Origin of the sequence: Luteimonas viscosa, assembly GCF_008244685.1 — a bacterium.
GTDB lineage: Bacteria > Pseudomonadota > Gammaproteobacteria > Xanthomonadales > Xanthomonadaceae > Luteimonas > Luteimonas viscosa.
In genome coordinates this window covers 2491357-2514040 of the sequence record NZ_VTFT01000001.1, presented here as the reverse complement: position 1 = coordinate 2514040, position 22684 = coordinate 2491357, and the positions used below count along the sequence as shown (strand labels likewise).

The following is a 22684-nucleotide window of genomic DNA, read 5'->3' as shown; positions in this document are numbered from 1 at the left end:
GGGGATACGTCATGGCATTGCAATTCGAAGGCAAGTCCTTCACCCAAAGCCTGCCGAAGATCTACGCGATCTACACCGGCGGGTTCCTTGCGTTCTTCGCGTTGATGGCGGTGCTGGAACAGTTCGGGATGAGCGCGCGCGCGATCGGCCTGAGCTTCGTCGCCTTCACCATCGGCATCTACGCGTTCATCGGCGTCATCTCGCGAACGGCAGCCGCCGACGCGTACTACCTCGCCGGCCGTAGCGTTCCGCCGGTGTTCAACGGCATGGCGACGGCGGCGGACTGGATGTCGGGCGCCTCGTTCGTGGCGATGGCCGGCGGCATCTTCATGTCCGGCTATCCCTACCTGGCCTTCGTGGTCGGCTGGACCGGCGGCTACATCCTGGTGGCCACGCTGATGGCGCCGTACCTGCGCAAGTTCGGCTGCTACACCGTGCCGGACTTCATCGGTACCCGCTACGGCGGCAAGCTGACCCGCTTCTGCGCGATCGTGGTGCTGATGGTGGCCTCGTTCACCTACGTCACCGCGCAGATCACGGCCACCGGCACCATCGCCGCACGTGCGTTCCTGATCCCGTACGAGTGGGCCTGCTGGCTGGGCCTGGTCGGCATCCTGGTGTGCTCGATGCTCGGCGGCATGCGCGCGGTGACCTGGACCCAGGTGGCGCAGTACATCGTGCTGATCGTGGCCTACATCCTGCCGATCGTGTGGATGTCCGGCGCGCAGGGCTTCGGCTGGCTGCCGCAGTTCCAGTACGGCCCGGCGATCGAACGCATCCAGGAGCTGGAACCGCTGCTCGGCGTCGGCACCGCCCCGGTGGATACCGTGGCCGGCCTCTCCGCCCTGACCACCCTGCACGCCTCGCCGGCGGACGGGGCCCTGGCCGCGTGGCAGTTCGTGACCCTGGCGTTCTGCATGATGGTCGGCACCGCGTCGCTGCCTCACATCCTGATGCGCTACTTCACCACGCCGTCGGTCAAGGCCGCGCGCAGCTCGGTGGCCTGGTCGCTGTTCTTCATCTTCCTGCTGTACTTCTCGGCGCCGGCACTGGCCACGCTGAGCAAGCTGTCGCTGTTCGACCCGAACCTGGCCAGCTCGATCTTCGGCAAGGCGATCGCCGACGTCGAGGCCCTGAGCTGGGTGCGCAACTGGGGCGAGATCGGCCTGGTGGCGATCCGCGATTCCAACGGCGACGGCCTGCTGCAGGTCAACGAGTTCTTCCTCAACCCCGACATCATCGTGCTGGCCACGCCGGAATTCGCCGGCCTGCCGTACGTGATCTCGGGCCTGGTGGCGGCCGGCGGCCTGGCAGCCGCACTGTCGACCGCCGACGGCCTGCTGCTGGCCATGGCCAACACCCTGTCGCATGACCTGTACTACAAGATCATCGACCCGAAGGCCGAGACCCGGAAGCGCCTGCTGACCGCCCGCGTGCTGCTGCTGGTGATCGGTGCGGCCGGTGCGGCGGTGGCGTCGATGCGGCTCGAAGGCATCCTCGGCGCGGTGGCCTGGGCCTTCTGCTTCGCGATGTCGGGCCTGTTCGCGCCGCTGGTGCTGGGCGTGTGGTGGAAACGTGCCAACCGCCCCGGCGCGGTCGCCGGCATGGTGGTCGGCCTGGTCTGCGGCTGGGGCTACCTGCTCGCGGTGCGCAACGGCATGACGCCGTGGCTCGGGCTCGACCACCTGCGCTTCGGCGTGGTCGGCGTGGTCGCCAGCTTCATCGCGATGGTCACGGTGTCGCTGCTGACGCCGGCGCCCGACGAGGAAACCCAGCGCATGGTCGACGCGGTGCGCGTGCCGCGCGGCGAGTCGCTGGTGAGCCACCACTGACCTGACGACGCAGCAGGGTCGGAAACCGGATGCCGGGGCGAGGCGACTCCCCCGGCATCCTTTTGATTGTGAGAGCATGGCCGGCAAGGCCTGGGCGAGGAGCCGCGACAACGCATGGTGACCGGAGTACCGCTGTACGCAGTCGTGATCGACTACCTGCTGGGCGTGGTGATGTGGACCCTGATCGGACGCTTCGGCATGCGCCTGTTCCTGCCCGAGGAGAGCAAGTTCTTCTTCAGCCGCTTCTTCGTCCGGGTCACCGACCCGCTGCTCAAGCTGTTCGAGCCGATCACCCCCGGCTTCCTGGTGCAGGCGATGGTGCCGCTGTACGTGGCCTGGTTCTTCTTCCTGGCCCGCTTCTACGTCATGCCCTGGATCCTGGGCTATTCGGTGGTCGGGATGCTGTCGTTCCCGCTGGAAGGCCAGATCGCGCAGGGGCTGTACTGGATCACGCAGAAGCTGCTGGGCGGCTGAGGCGGTCGAACGATCGACCGCGGTAACGACTGCCGCCGCGTGGTCGGCCGATCAGGCCCGCACGGCACGCGGGCCGCAGGCACTTACTCCACGAAGGACCGCGCTACCGACCCCACGTCGAGCAACTCGCGCAGGTCGCGCCGCACTTCCTGCCAGTGGAAGCTCACCGAATTGCGCACGATCTGCTCGTCCAGCCGCATCAGGTTCTCGATGATCGGCGCGTGCCGCACCAGGGCCGACGGGCTTTCGTGGAAGCAGCCTTCATCGTCGCCGATGCTGGTCCAGGGGGTCAGGGCGATGCGGGCGCGTACCCGCGCCGCGTGTTCGGGGAATCCCGCGTCGGCCTCCTGCGGCACGCCGGTCCCGTCGAGGGTGGCGTCGAGCAGGCGCCGCATCAGCATGCCGACCCGCTCTTCCGGCATCCCGCCGCGCGCCAGCAGGCCACCGGCATAGACGGTGACGTCGGACAGGCAGGCCAGCCACATGTGCCACTTGGCGGCATTGAGCAGTTCCACGAAACCGTCGTTCTCGAACAGCTCCGGATAGCGCTGCCCGGCGCGGGTGCGCAGGTAGCCGTACAGGCTGGTCTGGGCGATGAAACTCGCGCGCGAGGACAGGAACGCGCGCAAGGCCTCCGCGTCGCGCAGCGGCTCGCGACGGACGCGGCCGCCGATTCCGAGATAGTCGCGCACCATCGCGAGGAAACCCGCAAGGCGCGAATGCGATCCGTCGCCGCGTTCCTGGTCCTGGATCATCCTGCGCGCGCACCCGTCACCGTCATCGATATGCGGACTTTGACCTACTCCGGCACGCTAGTCGAGGTCGCGCAGGCGCACCCGCGCGGCACCGCCCAGATGCTCCACCTGGGCCAGCAGCAGTTCGGCGCAGGCCAGCGCATCCGCGACCGCGGAATGCTGCGCGTGCGTCCCGAGGCCACGGCGCTGGCGTGCGGACCCCAGCATGAGCGCACCGCCGTATTCGTCGATGCGTTCGCCGGCACCCTCCAGCAGCATGCGCTCGAGCGCCAGCGTGTCGATGAAGGGATTCGGCAGGGCCACGCCGCCGTGGCGCCGCAGCAGCGCCCGCAGGAAGCCGCGCTCGATCGATGCGGCGTGCGCCGCGATCGCACGCCCCGCCAGTGCCGGCAGCAGTTCCGCCAGCAGGCCGGCCTCGTCGGTGGCCTGCGCCAGGTCGCTGTCGAACAGGCCGTGGATGGTCGCGCTCTGGCCGACTCCCGCGGTGCCGCGCGGCCGCACGCGGACCTCGCGCGCGCCGCCCATGCGCAGGCGCCCGCGTTCGATCGGCACCCAGCCGGCGGACAGGATCTGGTCGCGCGCCGGGTCCAGGCCGGTGGTCTCGAAATCGAGGACCACGATCTCCAGCGCCTCGAACCGGGTGCCGCGCGCGGGCAGCGGTCGCGCCAGCGCCGCCACCTGCGCCGGCAGCCGCGAGCGCCGGCGCGCCCACGCCTGGCGCCACGCCCCCCACGTGCTCACGGAAAATCCTGCGCCAGCGCAGCCTGCGCCTCGCGGATCACGAGGAAGGCGTCGCGCAGCGCGGCGCGCTCGGCGTGGCTGATGCGGCGCACGTCGAGGTGGTTGTGCGGAGCCTCGCCGCGGCGCGCGAGCTCGGCGTGCAGCCGCACGCGCAGGCCGCACAGCAACCGGTAGGCACCGTCGAGACGGTCGCCGTCGGACCGGCTCATCACACCGCGCGCGACCAGCGCCGCCAGCCGCTCCCGGGTGGAGGCGACGGTCACGCCCCCTTCCAGCGCGCGCACCCGCACCAGGTCGGTGAGCGGCAGCAGGCCGGCGCCCTTGATCTCGAGCGTCTCGCGGTGCTCGCCGCGACTTTCGAGCACGAAGCGCCGGAAGAATCCCAGCGGCACCTCGTACTGCACCGCCTGTCGCGCCAGTGCGGTCAGGAACACGGCCTTGCCGCGGCCGCTGGCGCTGTCGACCATCGCCGCGCGGATCCGCGCCACCAGCGCCTGGTCGCCCTCGATGCCGCGCAGGTCGAAGAAGATGCTCACCCGCAGCACGCCTTCCGGATCGGGCAGGGTCGACCAGTGCGCGAAGTGGCGCAGCCAGCCCGACAGCGGCTGCCGCCATTGCGGCGTGGTGGCCATGATCCCGCCGGGGCAGTAGACGTAGCCACAGGCGTCGAGGCCGTCGCTGACGCTGCGCGCCAGCGCTGCGAAGTAGTCGTCGGCATCGGGGGGCGCGTCGTCGGCGTAGACGATGCCGTTGTCCTGGTCGGTCTTGAGGCTCTGCTCTTCGCGCGCCTGCGAGCCGAACGCCAGCCACGCCCACGGCGCCGGCGCAGGCCCGAGTCCGGCCTGCGCGAGGTGCACCAGGCGCCGCGTCACCGCATCGGTGATCGTACTCATCACCTTCGGTACCTCTTCGGCGCGCAGGCCCGAGGCCAGCAGCAGCTCGAACAGTTTCGGCACCCGCCTGCAGACCTCGACCACGCCCTCGCGCGTGTCCTGCTTCTGGATCTGCGCGGCCATGTACAGCGGATGGTGGGTCTGCAGGCTGAGCAGGTCGCGCGTGGTCACCATGCCGACCACGACGCCGTCGCGTGTCAGCGGCAGGTGGTGGATGCCGCGCCCGGCCATGGCGACGATGCCCGACAGCACCGGGCTGTCGGCGTCGAGCGTCAGGGGCGCGGGCGTCATCACCTCCTGCACCGGCGTGGACGGATCGCGGCCCCGCGCCAGCACGCGGTTGCGCAGGTCGCGGTCGGTGAGGATGCCCTCGACCTCGCCGCCTTCGCCCACCAGCAGCGACGACACGCCTTGCTCCGACATCACTTTCGCGGCATCCACGACCGGCGTGCCGCGCGGGACGCTGATCGGCGCGCGCCTGGACAGTTCCGACAGGGGCGTGAGGAACAGCGTCGCCGACTGCTTGCCGGCCGCGCTCTCCTGCAGCGCGCCGACCAGCCGCTCCTCCAGGCTGCGGATGTAGAAATCGTCGAACGCGCGCGAACCGGCGCGCAGGTCGTCGAAGTCGGCCTTCGGCATCTGCCACAGCAGGCTGTCCTCGATCAGGGTCGCGCGGAAGCGGGTCGGGCGCCCGCCCAGCAGCGACTGCAGGCCGAAGCTCTCGCCCTCGCCGTAGCGACCGATCAGGTTGCCCTGGCCGTCGTGGGTCTCGACCGCGCCACGACGGATCAGGAACAGGGTGTCGTTGCGTTCGCCGATGCGCAGGATGCCGGTGCCGCTGCGCCGGTACACCGCCTCGAACGACGCGGCCGCCCGCCGCAGCGCGGCCGGCTCGAGGCTGTCGAACGGCGGGGTCTGCGCCAGGAAGCGTTCGACATCGGCCAGCGGGCTGTCCATCCCCGGATACTAGCCCTGCGACGGCCGTCCTGCGCCGGGCTCCGACCAAGGTCGATGATGCCCCGCATCGCCAGCACGCGCCTGCGCGCGCGTCGTCCGCCTCAACTCTTCAGACGCAGCGCCCGGTTCACGCCCAGCGCGGCCAGCGTGCCGATCGCGCCGGACAGCAGGTACAGGCCGATATAGGGCAGGCCGAACTCGGCGCACAGGCCCAGCGCGACCAGCGGCGCGAACGCGGCGCCGACCAGCCACGCCAGGTCGGCGGTCAGCGCGGCGCCCGTGTAGCGGTATCGGGTGCCGAAGTTCGCGGTCACCGCGCCGGCCGCCTGCCCGTAGGAGAGGCCGAGCAGCAGGAAGCCGAGCAGCACGAACACGTCCTGGCCGAGGCCGCCGGCACCGAGCAGGGTCGGCGCGAAACCGCTGTACATCGCGATCGCCACCGCGGTTCCGCCCAGCGTCCTGGCACGGCCGACGCGGTCGGCGATCACGCCCGAGGCGACGATGCCCGCCGCCGCCAGTACGCCGCCGAAAACCTGCAGCACGAGGAAGGCGCTGACCGATTCCTCGGTGAACAGCTCGATCCACGACAACGGAAAGATGGTCACGATGTGGAACATGGCGTAGCTGGCCAGTGCCGCGAACGCGCCGATGACCACGTGCCGGCCCTTGCCGTGGAACAGTTCGCGCACCGGCGTGGGCTCGAGTTCGAGCTGGCCCATCTTGTCCTGGTATTCGTCCGCCACCACCAGGCGCAGGCGGGCGAACAGCGCCACCACGTTGATCGCGAACGCGGCGAAGAACGGATAGCGCCAGCCCCAGGCGTAGAAGTCCCCGGGCGACAGGCTCGCGATCAGGAACGCGAACAGCGCCGCCGCGACGATGAAGCCCACCGGCGCGCCGAGCTGTCCCAGCATCGCGTACCAGCCGCGCCGATGCTTCGGCGCATTGAGCGCCAGCAGCGACGGCAGGCCGTCCCAGGAACCGCCGAGCGCCATGCCCTGCAGGATCCGCAGCAGCGCCAGCAGCACGATCGCGGTGCCGCCGATGGCGCCATGGCCCGGCAGGAACGCCATGCCCGCGGTCGACGTCCCCAGCAGGAACAGCGCCACGGTGAGCTTGACGCTGCGGTTCCAGCGTTGCTGCAGCCACATGCCCAGCACCGTGCCGAACGGACGGGCGACGAACGCCAGCGCGAAGATCGCGAACGCGTACAGGGTGCCGGTGAGCCGGTCGGCGAACGGGAAGAACACCGTCGGGAACACCAGCGCCGAGGCGATGCCGTAGACGAAGAAGTCGAAGTATTCCGAACCGCGTCCGACCACGACGCCGACGGCGATCTCGCCGGGCGCGATGTCCTTGTGCGCACGCGTGCCATGGTCGTGGGCGGAATGGATGGCGTCGGGATGTGCGGACATCGGCGGCTGCATTCGTCTTGCGAGGCGCCCCGGCGAAGCACCGGGGATCGGTCCACCGGCCGGACCGGGGGCCGCGACAGTGTCGCAGCCACGGGCGCGCGAATCGATGGGACAAAACGTCCAATGGTCCGCCAACAGCGTGCTCACTACATTGATCCGGATCAAGCGAAACGCCGATTCGAGCCATCATGTCCGCCCTCCCACGCGTCCTGCCCCGGCTGCTGCCGCCCGCCGCCGTCGCGCTGCTGTCCGGCTGCAATACCGTGGTGCTCTCGCCCCAGGGCGACGTTGCCGCGCAGCAGGGCCAGCTGATCGTGATCGCCACTGCGCTGATGCTGCTGGTGATCGTGCCGGTGATCGCGCTCACCTTCCTTTTCGCGTGGCGCTACCGCGCCTCCAACCGCAAGGCGACCTACGCCCCCGACTGGGACCACTCCACCCAGCTGGAACTGGTGATCTGGGCGGTGCCGCTGCTGATCATCATCGCGCTCGGCGCGGTGACCTGGATCAGCACCCACCTGCTCGACCCGCACCGTCCGCTGGAGCGCATCGCGCCCGGCCGTCCGGTGCCCGAGGGCGTGCAGCCGCTGGAAGTGCAGGTGGTGTCGCTGGACTGGAAGTGGCTGTTCGTCTATCCCGAGTACGGCGTGGCGTCGCTCAACCAGATGGCCGCCCCGGTCGACCGCCCGATCCGCTTCCGGCTCACCTCGTCGACCACGATGAACGCGTTCTACGTGCCGGCGCTGGCAGGCATGGTCTACACCATGCCGGCGATGGAAACCACGCTGCACGCGGTGATGAACGCGCCCGGGACGTACAAGGGCTTCTCCTCGCACTACAGCGGCGAGGGCTTCTCGCACATGCGCTTCGACTTCATCGCGCTCGACGACGCCGGCTTCGCGCAGTGGATCGAGACCGCGCGCGCCGGCGGCGCGACGCTCGACCGCGCTGGTTACCTCGCGCTGGAAGCGCCCAGCGCGCGCGAACCCGCGCGCCTGTACGCCAGCGTGGCGCCGGACCTGTTCGACGCGGTGGTCAACCGCTGCGTCGACACCGACCGGCTGTGCATGGACCAGATGATGGCCTACGACGCGATGGGCGGGCTGGGCCTGGAGGGCATCGACGTCCTCGCCATGCCGCGCCGCGGCCGTCTCGATGCCGGCCCGTTCGTCAGCGCCGGCGTATGCACGGTCGAAGAGGCGCGTGCGCTCGTCCCGCCGTCCCGCCCCGTCATCGCCGGCGGCCTGCAGGCGCCCTGACCCGCGCGTCGCCGACACCCCGTTCTTCCGGACCCTTCTCCAGATGGCTTTCGATCCCTCCACCGTCGAGACGTCCCCGCTGACCGGCCGCATGGCCTGGGACGCGATCCCGATGCTGCACGACCCGATCATCGCCGCGACCTTCGTCGCCACCTGCCTCGGTGGCCTCGGGCTGCTGGCGGTGATCACGAAGTACCGGCTGTGGGGCTGGCTGTGGAACGAGTGGTTCACCAGCATCGACCACAAGAAGATCGGCATCATGTACATGGTGCTGGGCCTGGTGATGCTGCTGCGCGGCTTCGCCGACGCGATCATGATGCGCCTGCACCAGGCGATGGCCTTTGGCGACAGCATGGGCTACCTGCCGCCGCACCACTACGACCAGATCTTCACCGCCCACGGCGTGATCATGATCTTCTTCGTGGCGATGCCGCTGGTCACCGGGCTGATGAACTACATCGTACCGCTGCAGATCGGCGCGCGCGACGTGGCGTTCCCGTTCCTCAACAACTTCAGCTTCTGGATGACCACCGCCGGCGCGATGCTGGTGATGGCGTCGCTGTTCTTCGGCGAGTTCTCCACCGCCGGCTGGCTGGCGCTGTCCAACCTCGGCAACCAGAGCCCGTGGGTGGGGCTGGACTACTACATCTGGGCGCTGCAGATCGCCGGCGTGGGCACATTGCTGTCGGGCGTGAACCTGCTGGTGACCATCATCAAGATGCGCGCGCCCGGCATGGGCCTGATGAAGATGCCGGTGTTCACCTGGACCGCGCTGTGCACCAACGTGCTGATCGTGGTCTCGTTCCCGGTGCTGACCGCGGTGCTGGCGCTGATGACGCTCGACCGCTACGTGGGCACGAACTTCTTCGGCAGCGACCTCGGCGGCAACGCCATGCTGTACGTGAACCTGATCTGGATCTGGGGCCACCCGGAGGTCTACATCCTGATCCTGCCGGTGTTCGGCGTGTTCTCCGAGATCGTCTCGACCTACTCCGGCAAGCGCCTGTTCGGCTACAGCTCGATGGTCTACGCGACGGTCTGCATCACGGTGCTGTCGTACCTGGTGTGGCTGCACCACTTCTTCACCATGGGCTCGGGCGCGAGCGTCAACTCGTTCTTCGGCATCACCACGATGATCATCTCGATCCCCACGGGCGCGAAGATCTTCAACTGGCTGTTCACCATGTACCGCGGGCGCATCCGCTTCGAGGTGCCGATGCTGTGGACCATGGGCTTCATGGTCACCTTCGTGGTCGGCGGCATGACCGGCGTGCTGCTGGCAGTGCCGCCGGCGGACTTCGTGCTGCACAACTCGCTGTTCCTGGTGGCGCACTTCCACAACGTGATCATCGGCGGCGTGGTGTTCGGCCTGTTCGCGGCGATGACGCACTGGTTCCCGAAGGCGTTCGGCTTCCGCCTGGACGATTTCTGGGGCAAGGTCTCGTTCTGGTTCTGGCTGGCCGGCTACTGGCTCGCGTTCACGCCGCTGTACGTGCTCGGCCTGATGGGCGTGACCCGGCGCATGAGCCACTTCGACGATCCCTCGCTGCAGATCTGGTTCCAGATCGCGCTGCTGGGCGCGGTGCTGGTGGCGATCGGCATCGCCGCGTTCCTGTGGTGCATCGCGGTCAGCTTCCGCCGCCGCGAGCAGCTGCGCGACGTCACCGGCGACCCCTGGGACGGGCGCACGCTGGAGTGGTCGACCTCCTCGCCGCCGCCGGAATACAACTTCGCCTTCACCCCGGTGGTGCACGACAACGACGCTTGGGCGGACATGAAGCGGCGCGGCTTCAAGCGCCCGGAGAGCGGCTTCGTGTCGATCCACATGCCGCGCAACACCGGCGCCGGCGTGATCCTCTCCGCGTTGAGCACGGTCTGCGGCTTCGCCCTGATCTGGCACATCTGGTGGCTGGCGGCGGTGTCGCTGCTGGCGACCGTGGTGTACGCGATCCGGCACAGCTTCGACCGCGACCGCGACTACCACATCCCCGCGCAGACCGTGGCCGCGACCGAGGCCGCGCGCACGCAGCAGCTGAGCAGCGTCCATGTCTGAGTCCATCGCCCTGTCCCATGCCGACGGCAGCCCGGTGTTCCTGGACACCGCCGGCCGCCACCATCCGGAGAACGGCACCCTGCTGGGCTTCTGGATCTACCTGCTCAGCGACCTGATGATCTTCGGCAGCCTGTTCGCCACCTTCGGGGTGTTCGCGCAGAGCTATGCCGCGGGGCCGTCGGGCCGCGACCTGTTCGACCTGAAGCTGATCGCGGTCAACACCGCGGTGCTGCTGGTGTCGTCGATCACCTACGGCTTCGCGATGATCGCGATGCTCCGGCGCAACGCGCGCGCCACCATCGGCTGGCTGGCGGTGACCGGCGTGCTCGGGCTGGCGTTCCTGGGGATCGAGCTGTACGAATTCCAGCACCTGATCCACCTCGGCGCCGGGCCGCAGCGCAGCGCGTACCTGTCGGCATTCTTCGCCCTGGTCGGCACCCACGGCCTGCACGTGCTTTTCGGCGTGGTGTGGCTGGTGGTGCTGTGCGTGCAGGTCGGCCGCTGGGGCCTGAACCGCACGACCACGCGCCGCATCGCCTGCCTGTCGCTGTTCTGGCATTTCCTCGACGTCGTCTGGATCGGCGTCTTCACCTTCGTCTACCTGATGGGCGTGCTTTGAACAGGAACGCAGTGATGAGCGACCATTCCCACGATCCCCACGACGACTTTCTCGAGGACGGCATCCCGCACGTCAGCGTGAAGGAATACGCCACCGGCTTCGGCCTGTCGGTGGTGCTGACCGCGATTCCGTTCTGGCTGGTGATGGCGAAGGTGCTGCCGACGCCGACGATCACCCTGCTGGTGATCCTGGCGTTCGCGATGGTGCAGGTGGTGGTGCACATGGTGTATTTCCTGCACATGAACCCGAAGTCCGAGGGCGGCTGGAACCTGCTCGCCCTGATCTTCACCGCGGTGCTGCTGGTGATCGTGCTGATCGGCACGCTGTGGGTGATGCACCACATGAATTCGAACATGATGCCGTCGATGCACGACATGGAACGCATGCTCTAGCGTCGCCGCGCGCCGCGCGCCGACGTGACGCGCCGTCGACACGCCACACCGCCGCCATGACCTCGCATCCCGCCCCCGCGCCGCGCCGCGCCCGCAAGTTCGCCTTCCTGGCGCTGCTGGCGGCGCTGTTCGCGATGTTCTGCGCGCTCGGCGCCTGGCAGGTGCAGCGGCTGCAGTGGAAGCGCGACCTGATCGCGCGGGTGGACGCGCGGGTGAGCGCCGAGCCGGTGGCCGCGCCGGGGCGCGCGGCCTGGGACGGGATCGACCGCGCCAGCGCGGAGTACCGGCGCGTGGCGGCGCGCGGACGGTTCCTGCCCGGCCGCGACACCCGCGTCGACGCGCTCACCGCGCTCGGCCCCGGCGACTGGATCCTCTCGCCGCTGCGCACCGTCGACGGCGACACGCTGCTGGTGAACCGCGGCTTCGTGCCGGCCGGCGAGACCGCCGCGCCCGCGCCCGGCGGCGAGGTGCGGGTGCAGGGCCTGCTGCGGATCGACGAACCCGACGGCCGCATCCTGCGCGCCAACGTGCCGGCGCAGGAGCGCTGGTATTCGCGCGACGTGCACGCGATCGCCGCCGCGCGCGATCTCGGCGCCGTGGCGCCGTACTTCATCGACGCCGCGTTCGACCCCGCCGCCGCGCCTTGGCCGCGCGGCGGCATGACCGTGGTACGGTTCCGCGACCACCACCTGCAGTACGCGCTGACCTGGTTCGCGCTGGCGCTGATGGTGGCCTTCGCCGCGTGGCGCGTGCTGTCCGGGCCGCGGCTGCGGCGCCGGGTTTCGCCCACCGATCCCTCCGATGCCGCACGCCACCACGCCCACGTCGCCGCCCGACCCGATCGCCGCTGATCCGCGGCTCGCCGCGCGCGCGACCGGCGACAGCGCCGGGGTCAACAACATGCGCCAGCTGGTGCAGCTGCGCTGGATCGCGGTCGTCGGCCAGCTGCTCACGATCGTCGTGGTCCACGCCGGGCTCGGGATCACCTTGCCGCTGCAGCCTATGCTGGCAGTGCTCGCGGCGCTGGCCACGTTCAACGCGCTGGCGATGCTGCGCTGGCGTGGCCCGCGGCGGGTCACCAACACCGCGCTGCTGCTGGGCCTGCTGGCCGACGTCGCCGCGCTCACCGCGCAGCTCTACCTGAGCGGCGGCATCGCCAATCCGTTCGCGTTCCTGTACCTGCTGCAGGTGGTGCTGGCGGCGGTGCTGCTCAAGCCCTGGTCGAGCTGGGTGATCGTGGCGCTGACCAGCGCGTGCGTGGTGGGGCTGGCGCTGTTCCCGGGTCCGGTCACGCTGCCGGCCAGCGAGGCGGGCGGGCTGTCGGATCCCTACGTGTTCGGCCTGCTGCTGTGCTTCATGCTGATCGCGACCCTGCTGGTGGTCTTCATCACCCGCATCGGCCGGATCATCCGCGCGCGCGATGCGCGACTGGCGGCGCTGCGCCAGCGCGCGGCGGAGGAGGAACACATCGTGCGCATGGGGCTGCTGGCCTCCGGCGCCGCGCACGAGCTGGGCACGCCGCTGTCGACCCTGGCGGTGATCCTCGGCGACTGGCAGCACCTGCCGCACTTCACCTCCGACCCCGAGCTGCTGCAGGACGTGAGCGAGATGCAGGCGCAGGTGCTGCGCTGCAAGGCGATCGTCTCCAACATCCTCGCCACCGCCGGCGAGACCCGCGGCGAACAGACCCGCGGCACCACGCTGCGCGCCTTCCTCGACGGCCTGGTGGACGAGTGGAAGCGCAGCCGCGCGGTGCGCGGCTTCGAGTACCGCGACCGGGTCGACGGCGAGCACGCCATCGTCGCCGATGCCGGGCTGCAGCAGATGCTGTGGAACATCCTGGACAACGCGCTGGAGGCCTCGCGGTCGCGGGTGCTGCTGGAAGCGGACCGGATCGACGACGCGCTGGTGCTGCGCGTGCGCGACGATGGCCCGGGCTTCGCCGCCGACATGCTCGAGCGCATCGGCAAGCCCTACCAGTCGAGCAAGGGCGCGCCCGGCCGCGGCCTGGGCCTGTTCCTGGCCGTGAACGTGGCGCGCACGCTGGGCGGTACCATCGAGGCCCGCAACGAGGCCGGCGGCGGCGCGACCGTGGTGGTCACCCTGCCGCTGCCGGTGCTGGCACTGGAGACGGACGAGGATGACGACTGATCCGCGCCGCTTGCTGATCGTCGAGGACGACGCCGCGTTCGCGCGCACGCTCACGCGCTCGTTCGAGCGCCGCGGCTACGAGGTGCGCAACGCCGCCAACCTGCACGCGCTGGAGCAGACGCTCGCGGAGTTCGCGCCGACCCACGCCGTGGTCGACCTGAAGCTGGCGGGCGGCGACTCCGGGCTGGCCTGCGTCAAGCTCCTGCATGCGCACGATCCGGAGATGCTGATCGTGGTGCTGACCGGCTACGCCAGCATCGCCACCGCGGTGGAGGCGATCAAGCTCGGCGCCCGGCACTACCTCGCCAAGCCCTCCAACACCGACGACATCGAGGCCGCGTTCGCGCGCGAGGGCGGCGACGCCGGGGTGGAGCTCACCCGGCGCCAGACCTCGATCAAGACCCTGGAGTGGGAGCACATCCACGAGGCGCTGGCCGCGGCCGACTTCAACATCTCCGAAGCCGCGCGTCAGCTCGGCATGCACCGGCGCACCTTGGCGCGCAAGCTGGAGAAGCGGCGGGTCAAGTAGCCCGGGCGCGGCGCCTCCTCCCCAGCATGCAGACCAGAACCCTGTCATTTCGACCGAAGCCCCGTCGTTTCGACCAAAGCCCTGTCGTTTTGACCAAAGCCCTGTCATTTCGACCGAAGAGAAATCCCGTGCCGTCGGGAAAGATTTCTCCCTGCGGTCGAAATGACAAACTCGAGGACGTGTCGATCCGACCGAAGCCGTGTCGTTTCGACCAATGCCCCGTCATTCCCACCGAATCCCTGTCGTTTCGGCCGAAGCCCTGTCGTTTCGACTAAAGCCCTGTCATTTCGACCGAAGGGAGAAATCCCGTGCCGTCGGGAAAGATCTCTCCCTGCGGTCGAAATGACAAACTCGAGGACGTGTCGATCCGACCGAAGCCGTGTCGTTTCGACCAAAGCCCCGTCATTCCCACAGAATCCCTGTCGTTTCGGCCGAAGCCCTGTCGTTTCGACCCAAGCCCTGTCGTTTCGACCCAAGCCCTGTCGTTTCGACTAAAGCCCTGTCGTTTCGACTAAAGCCCTGTCGCTTCGACCGAAGGGAGAAATCTCGTGCCGTCGGGAAAGATTTCTCCCTCCGGTCGAATTGACAACTGAAGGAACGCCGTCGATCCGCCCTATTCCGGCTCCGGCTCGCGGTAGACCGTCTCGATGTCGTCGCCGCGTTCGCGGCGCACGTTCTCGGCCCAGTGCAGCACCTCGGCCACCGCATCGAAGAACTCGTTGCCGATGTAGTCGTCCAGCTCCACCTGCTCGTTGAGCCCGCGCGCCAGCGGCACGTTCTGCAGGATCGGGATGCCCTCTTCCTCGGCGGTCTTCTTGATCAGCTCGGCGAAGGCGCCCTCGCCTTTGGCCACCACCACCGGCAGGTCGGTCTCGCCGGGTTCGTACTGCAGCGCGACGGCGATGTGGGTGGGATTGGTCACGACCACGTTGGACTTGCGCACGGAGGTGAGCATGTTCTGCTGCGCCCACTCCTGGTGCAACTGCCGGCGACGCTGCTTGACGTAGGGATCGCCCTCGTTCTCCTTCACCTCCTGGCGGATGTCGCGCCGGCTCATGCGCAGCTTCTTGGTGTAGGAGAACTTCTGGTACCACACGTCCAGCGCGGAGACGAAGAAGAACACCGCGATCGTCCACACCGCGATCCACTTCACCGCGTGCCAGAATGCCGCCGCCATCGCCGCGGGCGGGGCATAGGGCAGTTTCAGCAGCCACTCCATCATCCCGCGCAGCACGATGTAGCCGATGCCCAGCAGCGCCGCGCACTTGAGGATCGACTTCACCAGCTCGACGAAGTTGTCCATCGAGAACATCTTCTTGATGCCCTGGACCGGATTCATCTTCTCCATGTTGGGCGTCACCTTCTTGATCGAGGCGACCGGCCCCACCTGCAGGAACTCGATCAGCACGCCCAGCACGAGCGCCATCGCCATCAGCGGCAGGCAGATCCACAGCAGGGTCTCGAACCCGAGCTGGCCCAGTTGCGGCAACACCTCGTGGAACGGCTTGCCGACCGCCTGCAGGCTCTGGTCGAACAGCGCCTCGATCTGCCCGTAGATGAAGGTGGCCAGCATGCCGCCCATCGCGACCCAGCCGAGCAGCAGCACGGTGCCGGTCAGCTCCCTGCTCTTGGCGACGTTGCCTTCCTTGCGCGCGTCGCGGATCTTCTTCGGGGTCGGCTTTTCGGTCTTGTCGGCGCCCTGGTCCTTGTCGGCCATGCCACTTCGTCCCGTGCCTGGTTCGCGTCGATCGAGGCTAGCATGGCGCGGCGGCGACCGCAGTCGAGACGGCCGCCACGGCAGGCAGGTGAATGCAGCCGCAGCGGGCGCCGCGTCCTAGGGTCGACCCGAGGTGACAGTGCGATGACAGCCTCGCTAGAGTGGGCCTGTCGCCGCAGCCGCGGCTTGCCAGCACCTGCCGGACCACGCGCCTTGCCATGAGCACCATCGGTTCCACGCCACCTGGACTGGGAACGACCGGATTCGATCCGGCCGGCGGCCAGGTCTCGTTCGACGAGGCCCGCCAGCAGGGACTGCTGCGCACCGATGTCGGCGCACCGGTTCCGGAGGCGGCTCCGGCGCCGCTGGTCGACAGCGGGGAAACCCTGCTGAACCTGTCGGCCTGGGGCGACGCCGGTGCGCCGCGCATGCTGCCGCGCTCCGACGCGCTGGCCTCGCAACTGTCGCAGCTGGATCGCGCCGAAGCGGCCAACACGGCGGTCGACGGCATCCTCTCGGCGCTCTGAGCCCCGCGTCGGTCCGCATATCGACCGGGGCGGGCTGGGCGCAACACGGCACGCGCCGGTTTCGGAGGGGTTGCGAACTGTTGCAGCGGGCCGCCCCGTCCTGCGTCTTTGCCCTCCCCGCTGCACGTCTCGGCCCGGCCCCACAGGCTTCCACCGCTTGCCCGCGATGTCCGGCCCGCCGTGGCGCGGAGGCCCGCCGCAAGGTCGGCACACGCCGGGGCCCGGCAAGGCGCGATATCGGGCCGATAATGGGCGATCCTCTTTTCCTGGCCCCCGATGAGCCTGACCACGCCCTCCGCCGAGCAGTTGCGCGACGCCGCCGGCCGCCTCGTCTCGGCGCTGGCCGCGCATGACGACCCCGAATACCGCCTGGCGGTGCTCAAGCGCCTGTCCCGGCGCCTGGGCGAGGACCACTACCCCATGTTCCTGCGCCTGCTGGGCGTGGTCGCCGAGAGCGACGACCACGCCGCCAAGCGCCTGCTCGCCGACACCGTGGCGACCGCGCTGCGCCGCGCCGACCTGCCCGGCGGCGCCCTGAGTTCCTGGGGCGCGACCCGTCTGCCGGACGACGTCACCGGCCTGTCCGTGGGCACGCTGTCCGGACACTTCTTCGGGGCGTCGCCGCGGCGGATGCTGGGTCCGGTGGAGTACCTGCTGGTGTGGCACCTGCAGCGCACCCAGCGCACGTCGCTGGGCGTGGACACGTTCCGCCAGCAGCTGGCGCTGATGGTCGACCTGCTCAACCACAGCGAAGAGGCGCGCGCGCTGTATCCGCAGAAGCTCGCCGCCGACGCACAGAACGAGCTGGAAGGCGCCTACACCCGCGCCACCCGCGAACGGCTGGCGGCGATCGCCCGCGCCTGGCGGGCGGGTGAGCCGCCGCAGGCCGTCGCCCAGGCGGCGATCGATGCCGGCCATGCCGATCTTCCTCCCGGCTGGGTGGTGCGCGACCTGTAGCGCCCGCGCCGCGCACCGGAATCGCCCCACGCCCCGGTCCTCACGGAGAACCGGCCAGAAAAGCCGACGCCAGCCCCGATTTTCGCACCTTCCGGTTGCCGCCCGCTGCCCCAGCGGCCAAGATGCGGACGGATCAAGGGGGAAGTGTCCCGCCATGGGGAACCGCAGGATCGCCGCGTGCGTCGCGCTGCTGATGGCTGCCGCGCTGGCGCTGCTGCCCGGCTGTCGCGGCGAGGCGCCGGCCACGCCGCCGGCGGAGGCGCCGACACCCGGCGACACGGTGCGTGCACTCACCGCACACCTGCGCGCCAGCGATCTGGAAGCCTTCGCCCGCGACGCGGTGACGCCGGCGGTGCACGCACAGCTCGAAACGGCTTGGCGCGAGGGCCGGACCCGCTGGCCGCTCGACCAGTTGCCGTTCGCCCAGCACCTGCCGCGGGCGATGGCGGCCCTGTCCGCGCCGGACGCGGAAAAGAGCCTGCAGCAGGGCTTCGACCGGCAGCTCGCGAATGCCAGCGTGGCTTCGGCGGCGGAGTTCCTCACGGTGTTCACCGTGCAGTACATCACCCGGCAGGGCGAGTTCAGCGTCTCGGAACGCGAGCACTACCCGCAGCTGGTGCAGGCACTGGGCACGTGGGCCGCGCAGGCGCCGGTGGGAGACCGCGCGCGCGCGCAGGCCACGATCGCGACCATGGCCGCCGCCGCCCGCGAGGCCGGGCTCGACGACGGGCAGGCCTTCGCCGACGCCGGCATGGCGGAAAGCCTGCGGCGCATGTCGAAGATGCTGGCGACCGCCAAGCAGGTGCTGGCGTCCTATGGTTTCGATCTCGACGCCGACTTGGGCGGGATGCAGGTGCAACTGCTCTCGCAGACCGGCGACCTCGCCCGCGTGCGCCTGCAGTACACGCTCGCCGGCACGCCGATCGACACCATCGTCAACCTCGAACGCCGCGACGGCCGCTGGTACGTCAGCGATTTCCTGAGGCATGCGGAGGCTGCGGTCGCGCCGGAATGAAACCCGGGTCCGAGTCGACCTCCGCCGCCGGTGCCCGGGCGGGATCGGCAAGGCGTCCGGAAGTCGACTCCGACCCGGATTTTCAGGCGCCAGGGTCGAGTTTCACCCTCCGGCGGCGCGTGCGCAGGAACGACACGGGTCGAACAGTCGACTCCGACTCCGGTTCCTGTCCGGTTCCTGTCCGGTTCCTGTCCGGTTCCTGTCCGGTTCCTGCTTTCGCTTTCAGAGCAGCATGCTGATTCCCACCAGCACCATGAACACGGCGAACACGCGCCGCAGCGCGCTGCCGCTGATCGCGTGCGCCAGCCGCGTGCCCAGCGGCGCCGCCAGGACCGAGGCCAGCGCGATCCCGATCGCCGCGGGCAGGTAGACATAGCCGACCGAATGCGCCGGCAGCGCGCCCGCCGGCGCATGCACCGCGTAGCCCGCCGCGCTGGCCAGGGCGATGAAGATGCCGCAGGCCGACGAGGTGCCGACCGCGCGCACCGGTACCACGCCACGCCAGACCAGCAACGGCACGGTCATGCTGCCGCCACCGATGCCGACCACTGCCGAGACCGCGCCGATGCCGCCACCGGCCAGCGACATCGGCCAGCCCGTCGGGACGATGCCGGGGCGCGCCGCATCGCCACGCGGGCCGCCGAAGGCCATCTGCGCCGCGACCAGGAAACAGTAGACCGCCACGCACCAGCGCAGCACGTCGCCGTCCATCGCCACCGCCACCAGGCTGCCGAGCCAGCCACCGAGCAGCAGCCCAGGCACCATCCACGCGACCGTCGGCCACAGCACGCCGCCGCGGCGATGGTGCGCGCGCGCGGACGAGGCCGCGGTGAGCACGATGCTCGCCAGCGAACTCGCCAGCGCCGCGTGCATCGCCGCGTCCTGCGGCACGCCGTACGCAGGCAACAGCCACAACAGCGCACCGATCAACACCAGCCCGCCGCCGATGCCGAGCAGGCCCGCGAGCACGCCGGCGGCGACGCCGAGCAGCGGAAACACCCACCAGCCTTCGATCACGCGCGCGCCCCCGCACCGGTGATGAAGCAGTCTGAATCGGAGTTCATGGGCCCTTCGCTATAGTCCTTGCATGTCGAAGCCACGCCTGTCCATCGTACTCGCCGCCGCCCTGCTGCTGGCGCCCGCCGCGCACGCGCAGGACACCGATGCCGCACTCCGGATCGCGATCGAAGCCGCCGAACGCGGCCTGCCGGCGCCACCGCTGGCCGGCGACCATCCCGCGCGCCGCTGGGTGGAGATGGCGACGCTGCGCCGGGACATCGATACCCTGCCGACGGCACAGGCGCAGGCGTTCCTGGCGCGCTACCGCGGCGAAGCGGTCGCCGGAGTGTTCCGCGACGCCTGGCTGCGTGCCCTGCTCAAGCGCCAGGACTGGAGCGGCCTGCGCGCCGCATGGTCGCCCTCGGTGAGCAGCGTGGCGTTGCGCTGCGCCGAACTCGAGGCGCGCCAGCGCACCGGCGCCGCCGATGCGCAGTGGATCCGCGACGCACAGGACATGTGGCGCAGCAGCGGCAAGTCGCTGCCGGACGAATGCGATCCGGTGTTCGCCGCGCTCGCAGCGCGCGGCGGACTCGGCGACGAACTGCGCTGGGAACGGATCGAGCTCGCCGCCGCCGAGTGGGAGCCGGGCGTGATGCGCGCCGCCGCGCGTGGGCTGCCACCGGAGCAGGTCGCGCAGGCGAACGACTACGCCGACTTCGTGCAGGCGCCGCACGCGCGCGCGACAGGGTGGCCGAAGACCGCGCGCAGCCGCCTCGTCGCCTCGCACGGACTGGCGAAGTTCGCCAAGGCCGACCCGCTCGCCGCCGAAGCGCGGCTGCCGGCGATCGCCGATGCGCTGGGCTTCGGCGAGGAGGAGCGGGTCCGCGTGCTGTACCAGGCCGCGCTGTGGACGGTGGCTTCCTACCTGCCCGACTCCGCGCGCCTGCTGGCGCTGGTGCCCGACAGCGCCTACGACGAGCGCCTGCACGAATGGCGCGTGCGTGAGGCGCTGGCGCGATCGGACTGGCGCGCCGCGCTCGCGGCGTTGCAGAAGATGGGTGCGGAGCAGCGCGGCAACTCGCGCTGGCGGTGGTTCGAGGCGCGCATGCGCGAGCTGACCGGCGACGGTGCCGGCGCGCAGGCGCTGTACGCGCAGGTCGCGGGCAACGCCGACTTCCACGGCTTCCTCGCCGCCGACAGGCTGCAGCAGCCCTACGCGCTGTGCCCGTGGATGCCCGACTGGACGCCGGCGCAGAAGGCGACCGTCGCCGCCGACCCGGCGATCGTGCGCGCGATGGCGCTGTATCGCGCCGACCGCAGCGGCTGGGCGGTGCGCGAATGGAACGATGCCCTGTCGCGCTTCGACGATGCGCAGCGACGCATCGCGGTCGAGGTCGCGCAGGAGCACGGCTGGTTCGACCGCGGCGTGTTCGGCCTGGGCAAGGCGCCGGGCGAACTGCGGCTGTACACGCTGCGCTTCCCGATCCACCACGCCGACGTGATCCAGCGCGAGGCGAGGAAGAACGGTCTCGATCCGGCCTGGGTGGCCGCCGAGATCCGTGCCGAAAGCACCTTCAACCCGCGCGCGCGCTCGCCCGCCGGTGCGCGCGGCCTGATGCAGGTGATGCCGGATACCGGTGCCGCGGTCGCGCGTCGGCTGGGCCTGCCCTGGGGCGGCGTGCAGAGCCTCCACGATCCGGAAACCAGCATCGTCATCGGCAGCGCCTACCTGCGCGAGAAGGAGGAGATGTACGGCAAGCCCTACGTCGCCATCGCGGCCTACAACGCCGGGCCGACGCCGACCTCGCGCTGGCTCTCGCAGCGGCCGACGATGGATCCGGACCTGTGGATCGAGACCATCAGCTACAAGGAAACGCGCGAGTACGTCGCCCGCATCCTCGCCTTCAGCGTGATCTACGACTGGCGCATGTACGGCATGGCGACGCCGGTCAGCGACCGCATGCTCGGCATCACCGGTTCGCCGCGCCGCAAGTTCGCCTGCCCGGCTTCATAGCCCCGCCACCCGCCCGTCGCGCCGCACCGGGATTGCGTCAGCCCATCATGCGAGGGCAGGGCGCGCGCCGTCGCCGTTCGCTGCAAGGGCCGGCGGCAGGCTGTCGAAAGCGCCAGGCTACCCGGGCGGCGATGCGCCGCGTCCGCCGGGCTCGTCGTCCTCGTCCGGCCAGACGACGCCGTGCTTCGCCGCGCGCCGTTCCCAGCGCTCGCGTGCCAGGCGCTGCATGTCGCTGACGCGGTCGCGTTCGTCGACGATCTCGTCGCCGAGCAGGGTTTCCACCACGTCCTCCATCGTCACCAGCCCGACGGTATCGCCGTACTCGCCGACCACCAGCGCCAGTTGCTGGCGCTTCTCGAGCAGGAATTCCAGCAGCGCGCTCAACGGCATGCTGTCGGCGATCGTCAGCAGCGTTCGCGCGAACGCCGACACCGGCTCGCGCCCACGCCCCGTCGCCTCGGCCTGGCGCAGCTCGTCGCGCAGCACGAAGCCCGAGATGTCGTCGATGTCGCGCGTGAACACCGGGATGCGCGAGAACGGCGCGGCGCGCGCATCGGCCAGCGCTTCCTCCACGGTCGTGTCCGCCGCCAGCGCGGCGACGACCGTACGCGGGGTCATCACGTTCCAGGTGCGCAGGGTGCTCATGCCGAACAGGTTGCGCAGGATCCGCGACTCGCGCGGATCGAGGTCGCCGCTGGCCTCGCCCATGCCGGCCATCGCCAGGAATTCCTCGCGATTGAATCCCTCGGCCTCGTGTCCGCGCGAGAGCAGCCGGGTCAGCAGTTCCGACAGCCGGATCAGCGGATACAGCAGCACGATCAGCACGCGCACGAACCACATCGTCGGCAACGCGAGCCGGCGCCAGTAAAGGGCGCCCAGCGTCTTCGGCACGATCTCGGACATGAACAGGATCAGCAGCGTCGCCACCGCGGAGAACACGCCGACCCACGCGCTGCCGAACACCACCGTGGCCTTGGCGCCGGAGCCGACGGCGCCGGCGGTGTGGGCGATGGTGTTGAGGGTCAGGATCGCGGCAAGCGAGCGGTCGATATTGCCCAGCCGCAGGCGCCAGAGCCGCTCGGCGAGCCGCGGGCGCGCGTTGCGCAGACCCGCGATGTAGGACGGCGTCATGCTGAGCAGCGCCGACTCCGCGATCGAGCACAGGAACGACAGCACGATCGCGCCGCCGAGGTAGGCGACCATCAGCACCACATCGAGCGGCGTTCCCGACGCGGCGACCTCGCCGGACGCGGGCGCGCCGGCAGCATGCGCGACCATCGGCAGCCACAGGGCCATCGCGACCGCGGCGAAGCGTCGCGCGCGCAGGAATGTTCGCGGCTTCATGAGCACAGTATAGGGCGCGGCCTGCCTTCGTCGGGTTCACG

At 70.0% G+C, this 22684-nt stretch carries 20 protein-coding genes; 13 read left to right on the top strand and 7 right to left on the bottom strand.

Features of this window, described 5'->3' with window-relative positions; translation table 11 throughout:
- Nucleotides 1-11 precede the first annotated feature (11 nt).
- Both FZO89_RS11140 and FZO89_RS11135 read left to right on the top strand, forming a co-directional pair.
- Nucleotides 12-1832, top strand: coding sequence for a sodium:solute symporter family protein (locus FZO89_RS11140; RefSeq protein WP_149103322.1), 1821 nt, complete (start codon nt 12-14; stop codon nt 1830-1832).
- A gap of 114 nt (nt 1833-1946) precedes the next feature.
- Nucleotides 1947-2306: a YggT family protein gene (locus tag FZO89_RS11135; protein WP_149103321.1), complete on the top strand. Its 360-nt coding sequence runs from the start codon at nt 1947-1949 to the stop codon at nt 2304-2306.
- A gap of 83 nt (nt 2307-2389) precedes the next feature.
- On the opposite strand, the gene FZO89_RS11130 is transcribed toward FZO89_RS11135, so the two are convergent.
- The 4 genes from FZO89_RS11130 to FZO89_RS11115 form a co-directional block, all read right to left on the bottom strand.
- Nucleotides 2390-3061 carry an esterase gene (locus tag FZO89_RS11130; RefSeq protein ID WP_149103320.1) on the bottom strand — a complete coding sequence of 224 codons (672 nt, stop codon included), beginning with the start codon at nt 3059-3061 and terminating at the stop codon, nt 2390-2392.
- A 57-nt stretch (nt 3062-3118) separates the two neighbouring features.
- A complete protein-coding gene (locus FZO89_RS11125; RefSeq protein ID WP_149103319.1) occupies nt 3119-3802 on the bottom strand; it encodes an exonuclease domain-containing protein in 684 nt (227 codons plus the stop codon).
- On the bottom strand, nt 3799-5652 hold the full coding sequence (locus FZO89_RS11120; protein ID WP_149103318.1) for a DUF294 nucleotidyltransferase-like domain-containing protein: 1854 nt from the start codon (nt 5650-5652) through the stop codon (nt 3799-3801). The genes FZO89_RS11125 and FZO89_RS11120 overlap by 4 nt, the downstream gene beginning before the upstream one ends.
- Before the next feature lie 101 nt (nt 5653-5753).
- Nucleotides 5754-7067: an MFS transporter gene (locus FZO89_RS11115; RefSeq protein ID WP_187471131.1), complete on the bottom strand. Its 1314-nt coding sequence runs from the start codon at nt 7065-7067 to the stop codon at nt 5754-5756.
- 188 nt (nt 7068-7255) lie between these two features.
- Here FZO89_RS11115 and cyoA point away from each other — a divergent pair, with 188 nt between their 5' ends.
- The 7 genes from cyoA to FZO89_RS11080 all read left to right on the top strand — a co-directional run bounded on the left by cyoA (nt 7256) and on the right by FZO89_RS11080 (nt 14070).
- Nucleotides 7256-8326, top strand: a complete 1071-nt coding sequence (cyoA, locus tag FZO89_RS11110; RefSeq protein ID WP_149103316.1) for a ubiquinol oxidase subunit II — start codon at nt 7256-7258, stop codon at nt 8324-8326.
- 79 nt (nt 8327-8405) lie between these two features.
- On the top strand, nt 8406-10379 hold the full coding sequence (cyoB, locus tag FZO89_RS11105; protein ID WP_222928150.1) for a cytochrome o ubiquinol oxidase subunit I: 1974 nt from the start codon (nt 8406-8408) through the stop codon (nt 10377-10379).
- Nucleotides 10372-10998 (top strand): cytochrome o ubiquinol oxidase subunit III, encoded by a 627-nt coding sequence (gene cyoC / locus FZO89_RS11100; RefSeq protein ID WP_149103314.1) that lies wholly within the window; start codon nt 10372-10374, stop codon nt 10996-10998. Before cyoB ends, cyoC begins: the two co-directional genes overlap by 8 nt.
- Before the next feature lie 14 nt (nt 10999-11012).
- Nucleotides 11013-11390 carry a cytochrome o ubiquinol oxidase subunit IV gene (gene cyoD / locus FZO89_RS11095; protein WP_149103313.1) on the top strand — a complete coding sequence of 126 codons (378 nt, stop codon included), beginning with the start codon at nt 11013-11015 and terminating at the stop codon, nt 11388-11390.
- A gap of 56 nt (nt 11391-11446) precedes the next feature.
- Nucleotides 11447-12241 carry an SURF1 family protein gene (locus FZO89_RS11090; protein WP_149103312.1) on the top strand — a complete coding sequence of 265 codons (795 nt, stop codon included), beginning with the start codon at nt 11447-11449 and terminating at the stop codon, nt 12239-12241.
- The gene (locus tag FZO89_RS11085) at nt 12192-13541 is read left to right on the top strand and encodes an ATP-binding protein (protein WP_149103311.1); all 1350 of its coding nucleotides are present in this window, start codon (nt 12192-12194) and stop codon (nt 13539-13541) included. The genes FZO89_RS11090 and FZO89_RS11085 overlap by 50 nt, the downstream gene beginning before the upstream one ends.
- The gene (locus tag FZO89_RS11080) at nt 13531-14070 is read left to right on the top strand and encodes a response regulator transcription factor (protein ID WP_149103310.1); all 540 of its coding nucleotides are present in this window, start codon (nt 13531-13533) and stop codon (nt 14068-14070) included. The genes FZO89_RS11085 and FZO89_RS11080 overlap by 11 nt, the downstream gene beginning before the upstream one ends.
- A 613-nt stretch (nt 14071-14683) precedes the next feature.
- On the opposite strand, the gene sctU is transcribed toward FZO89_RS11080, so the two are convergent.
- Nucleotides 14684-15787: a type III secretion system export apparatus subunit SctU gene (sctU, locus tag FZO89_RS11075; protein WP_149103309.1), complete on the bottom strand. Its 1104-nt coding sequence runs from the start codon at nt 15785-15787 to the stop codon at nt 14684-14686.
- Nucleotides 15788-16005: 218 nt separating this feature from the next.
- Between sctU and FZO89_RS11070 the strand changes: the two genes are divergently transcribed.
- The 3 genes from FZO89_RS11070 (at nt 16006) to FZO89_RS11060 (ending at nt 18286) form a co-directional block, all read left to right on the top strand.
- The gene (locus FZO89_RS11070) at nt 16006-16314 is read left to right on the top strand and encodes a hypothetical protein (RefSeq protein ID WP_149103308.1); all 309 of its coding nucleotides are present in this window, start codon (nt 16006-16008) and stop codon (nt 16312-16314) included.
- A gap of 276 nt (nt 16315-16590) precedes the next feature.
- The gene (locus FZO89_RS11065; RefSeq protein ID WP_149103307.1) at nt 16591-17271 is read left to right on the top strand and encodes a hypothetical protein; all 681 of its coding nucleotides are present in this window, start codon (nt 16591-16593) and stop codon (nt 17269-17271) included.
- A 154-nt stretch (nt 17272-17425) separates the two neighbouring features.
- Nucleotides 17426-18286, top strand: coding sequence for a hypothetical protein (locus FZO89_RS11060; protein WP_149103306.1), 861 nt, complete (start codon nt 17426-17428; stop codon nt 18284-18286).
- 222 nt (nt 18287-18508) lie between these two features.
- On the opposite strand, the gene FZO89_RS11055 is transcribed toward FZO89_RS11060, so the two are convergent.
- Nucleotides 18509-19303 (bottom strand): sulfite exporter TauE/SafE family protein, encoded by a 795-nt coding sequence (locus tag FZO89_RS11055; protein ID WP_262378614.1) that lies wholly within the window; start codon nt 19301-19303, stop codon nt 18509-18511.
- Nucleotides 19304-19373: 70 nt separating this feature from the next.
- On the opposite strand from FZO89_RS11055, the gene FZO89_RS11050 reads away from it, so the two are divergent.
- A complete protein-coding gene (locus FZO89_RS11050; protein WP_149103305.1) occupies nt 19374-21299 on the top strand; it encodes a lytic transglycosylase domain-containing protein in 1926 nt (641 codons plus the stop codon).
- A 117-nt stretch (nt 21300-21416) separates the two neighbouring features.
- Here FZO89_RS11050 and FZO89_RS11045 read toward each other — a convergent pair whose 3' ends face one another.
- Nucleotides 21417-22643 carry a CNNM domain-containing protein gene (locus tag FZO89_RS11045; RefSeq protein WP_222928114.1) on the bottom strand — a complete coding sequence of 409 codons (1227 nt, stop codon included), beginning with the start codon at nt 22641-22643 and terminating at the stop codon, nt 21417-21419.
- Nucleotides 22644-22684 lie beyond the last annotated feature (41 nt).

What these genes read in the sequence shown, in the direction of transcription:
- FZO89_RS11090 (WP_149103312.1), top strand. Translation starts at nt 11,447, where the DNA reads ATGACCTCGCATCCCGCCCCCGCGCCGCGCCGCGCCCGCAAGTTCGCC.
- cyoA (WP_149103316.1), top strand. Translation starts at nt 7,256, where the DNA reads ATGTCCGCCCTCCCACGCGTCCTGCCCCGGCTGCTGCCGCCCGCCGCC.
- FZO89_RS11070 (WP_149103308.1), top strand. Translation starts at nt 16,006, where the DNA reads ATGAGCACCATCGGTTCCACGCCACCTGGACTGGGAACGACCGGATTC.
- sctU (WP_149103309.1), bottom strand. Translation starts at nt 15,787, where the DNA reads ATGGCCGACAAGGACCAGGGCGCCGACAAGACCGAAAAGCCGACCCCG.
- FZO89_RS11130 (WP_149103320.1), bottom strand. Translation starts at nt 3,061, where the DNA reads ATGATCCAGGACCAGGAACGCGGCGACGGATCGCATTCGCGCCTTGCG.
- FZO89_RS11085 (WP_149103311.1), top strand. Translation starts at nt 12,192, where the DNA reads ATGCCGCACGCCACCACGCCCACGTCGCCGCCCGACCCGATCGCCGCT.
- cyoD (WP_149103313.1), top strand. Translation starts at nt 11,013, where the DNA reads ATGAGCGACCATTCCCACGATCCCCACGACGACTTTCTCGAGGACGGC.
- FZO89_RS11115 (WP_187471131.1), bottom strand. Translation starts at nt 7,067, where the DNA reads ATGTCCGCACATCCCGACGCCATCCATTCCGCCCACGACCATGGCACG.
- FZO89_RS11080 (WP_149103310.1), top strand. Translation starts at nt 13,531, where the DNA reads ATGACGACTGATCCGCGCCGCTTGCTGATCGTCGAGGACGACGCCGCG.
- FZO89_RS11065 (WP_149103307.1), top strand. Translation starts at nt 16,591, where the DNA reads ATGAGCCTGACCACGCCCTCCGCCGAGCAGTTGCGCGACGCCGCCGGC.
- FZO89_RS11050 (WP_149103305.1), top strand. Translation starts at nt 19,374, where the DNA reads ATGTCGAAGCCACGCCTGTCCATCGTACTCGCCGCCGCCCTGCTGCTG.
- cyoC (WP_149103314.1), top strand. Translation starts at nt 10,372, where the DNA reads ATGTCTGAGTCCATCGCCCTGTCCCATGCCGACGGCAGCCCGGTGTTC.
- FZO89_RS11045 (WP_222928114.1), bottom strand. Translation starts at nt 22,643, where the DNA reads ATGAAGCCGCGAACATTCCTGCGCGCGCGACGCTTCGCCGCGGTCGCG.
- FZO89_RS11135 (WP_149103321.1), top strand. Translation starts at nt 1,947, where the DNA reads ATGGTGACCGGAGTACCGCTGTACGCAGTCGTGATCGACTACCTGCTG.
- FZO89_RS11120 (WP_149103318.1), bottom strand. Translation starts at nt 5,652, where the DNA reads ATGGACAGCCCGCTGGCCGATGTCGAACGCTTCCTGGCGCAGACCCCG.
- FZO89_RS11060 (WP_149103306.1), top strand. Translation starts at nt 17,426, where the DNA reads ATGGGGAACCGCAGGATCGCCGCGTGCGTCGCGCTGCTGATGGCTGCC.
- FZO89_RS11140 (WP_149103322.1), top strand. Translation starts at nt 12, where the DNA reads ATGGCATTGCAATTCGAAGGCAAGTCCTTCACCCAAAGCCTGCCGAAG.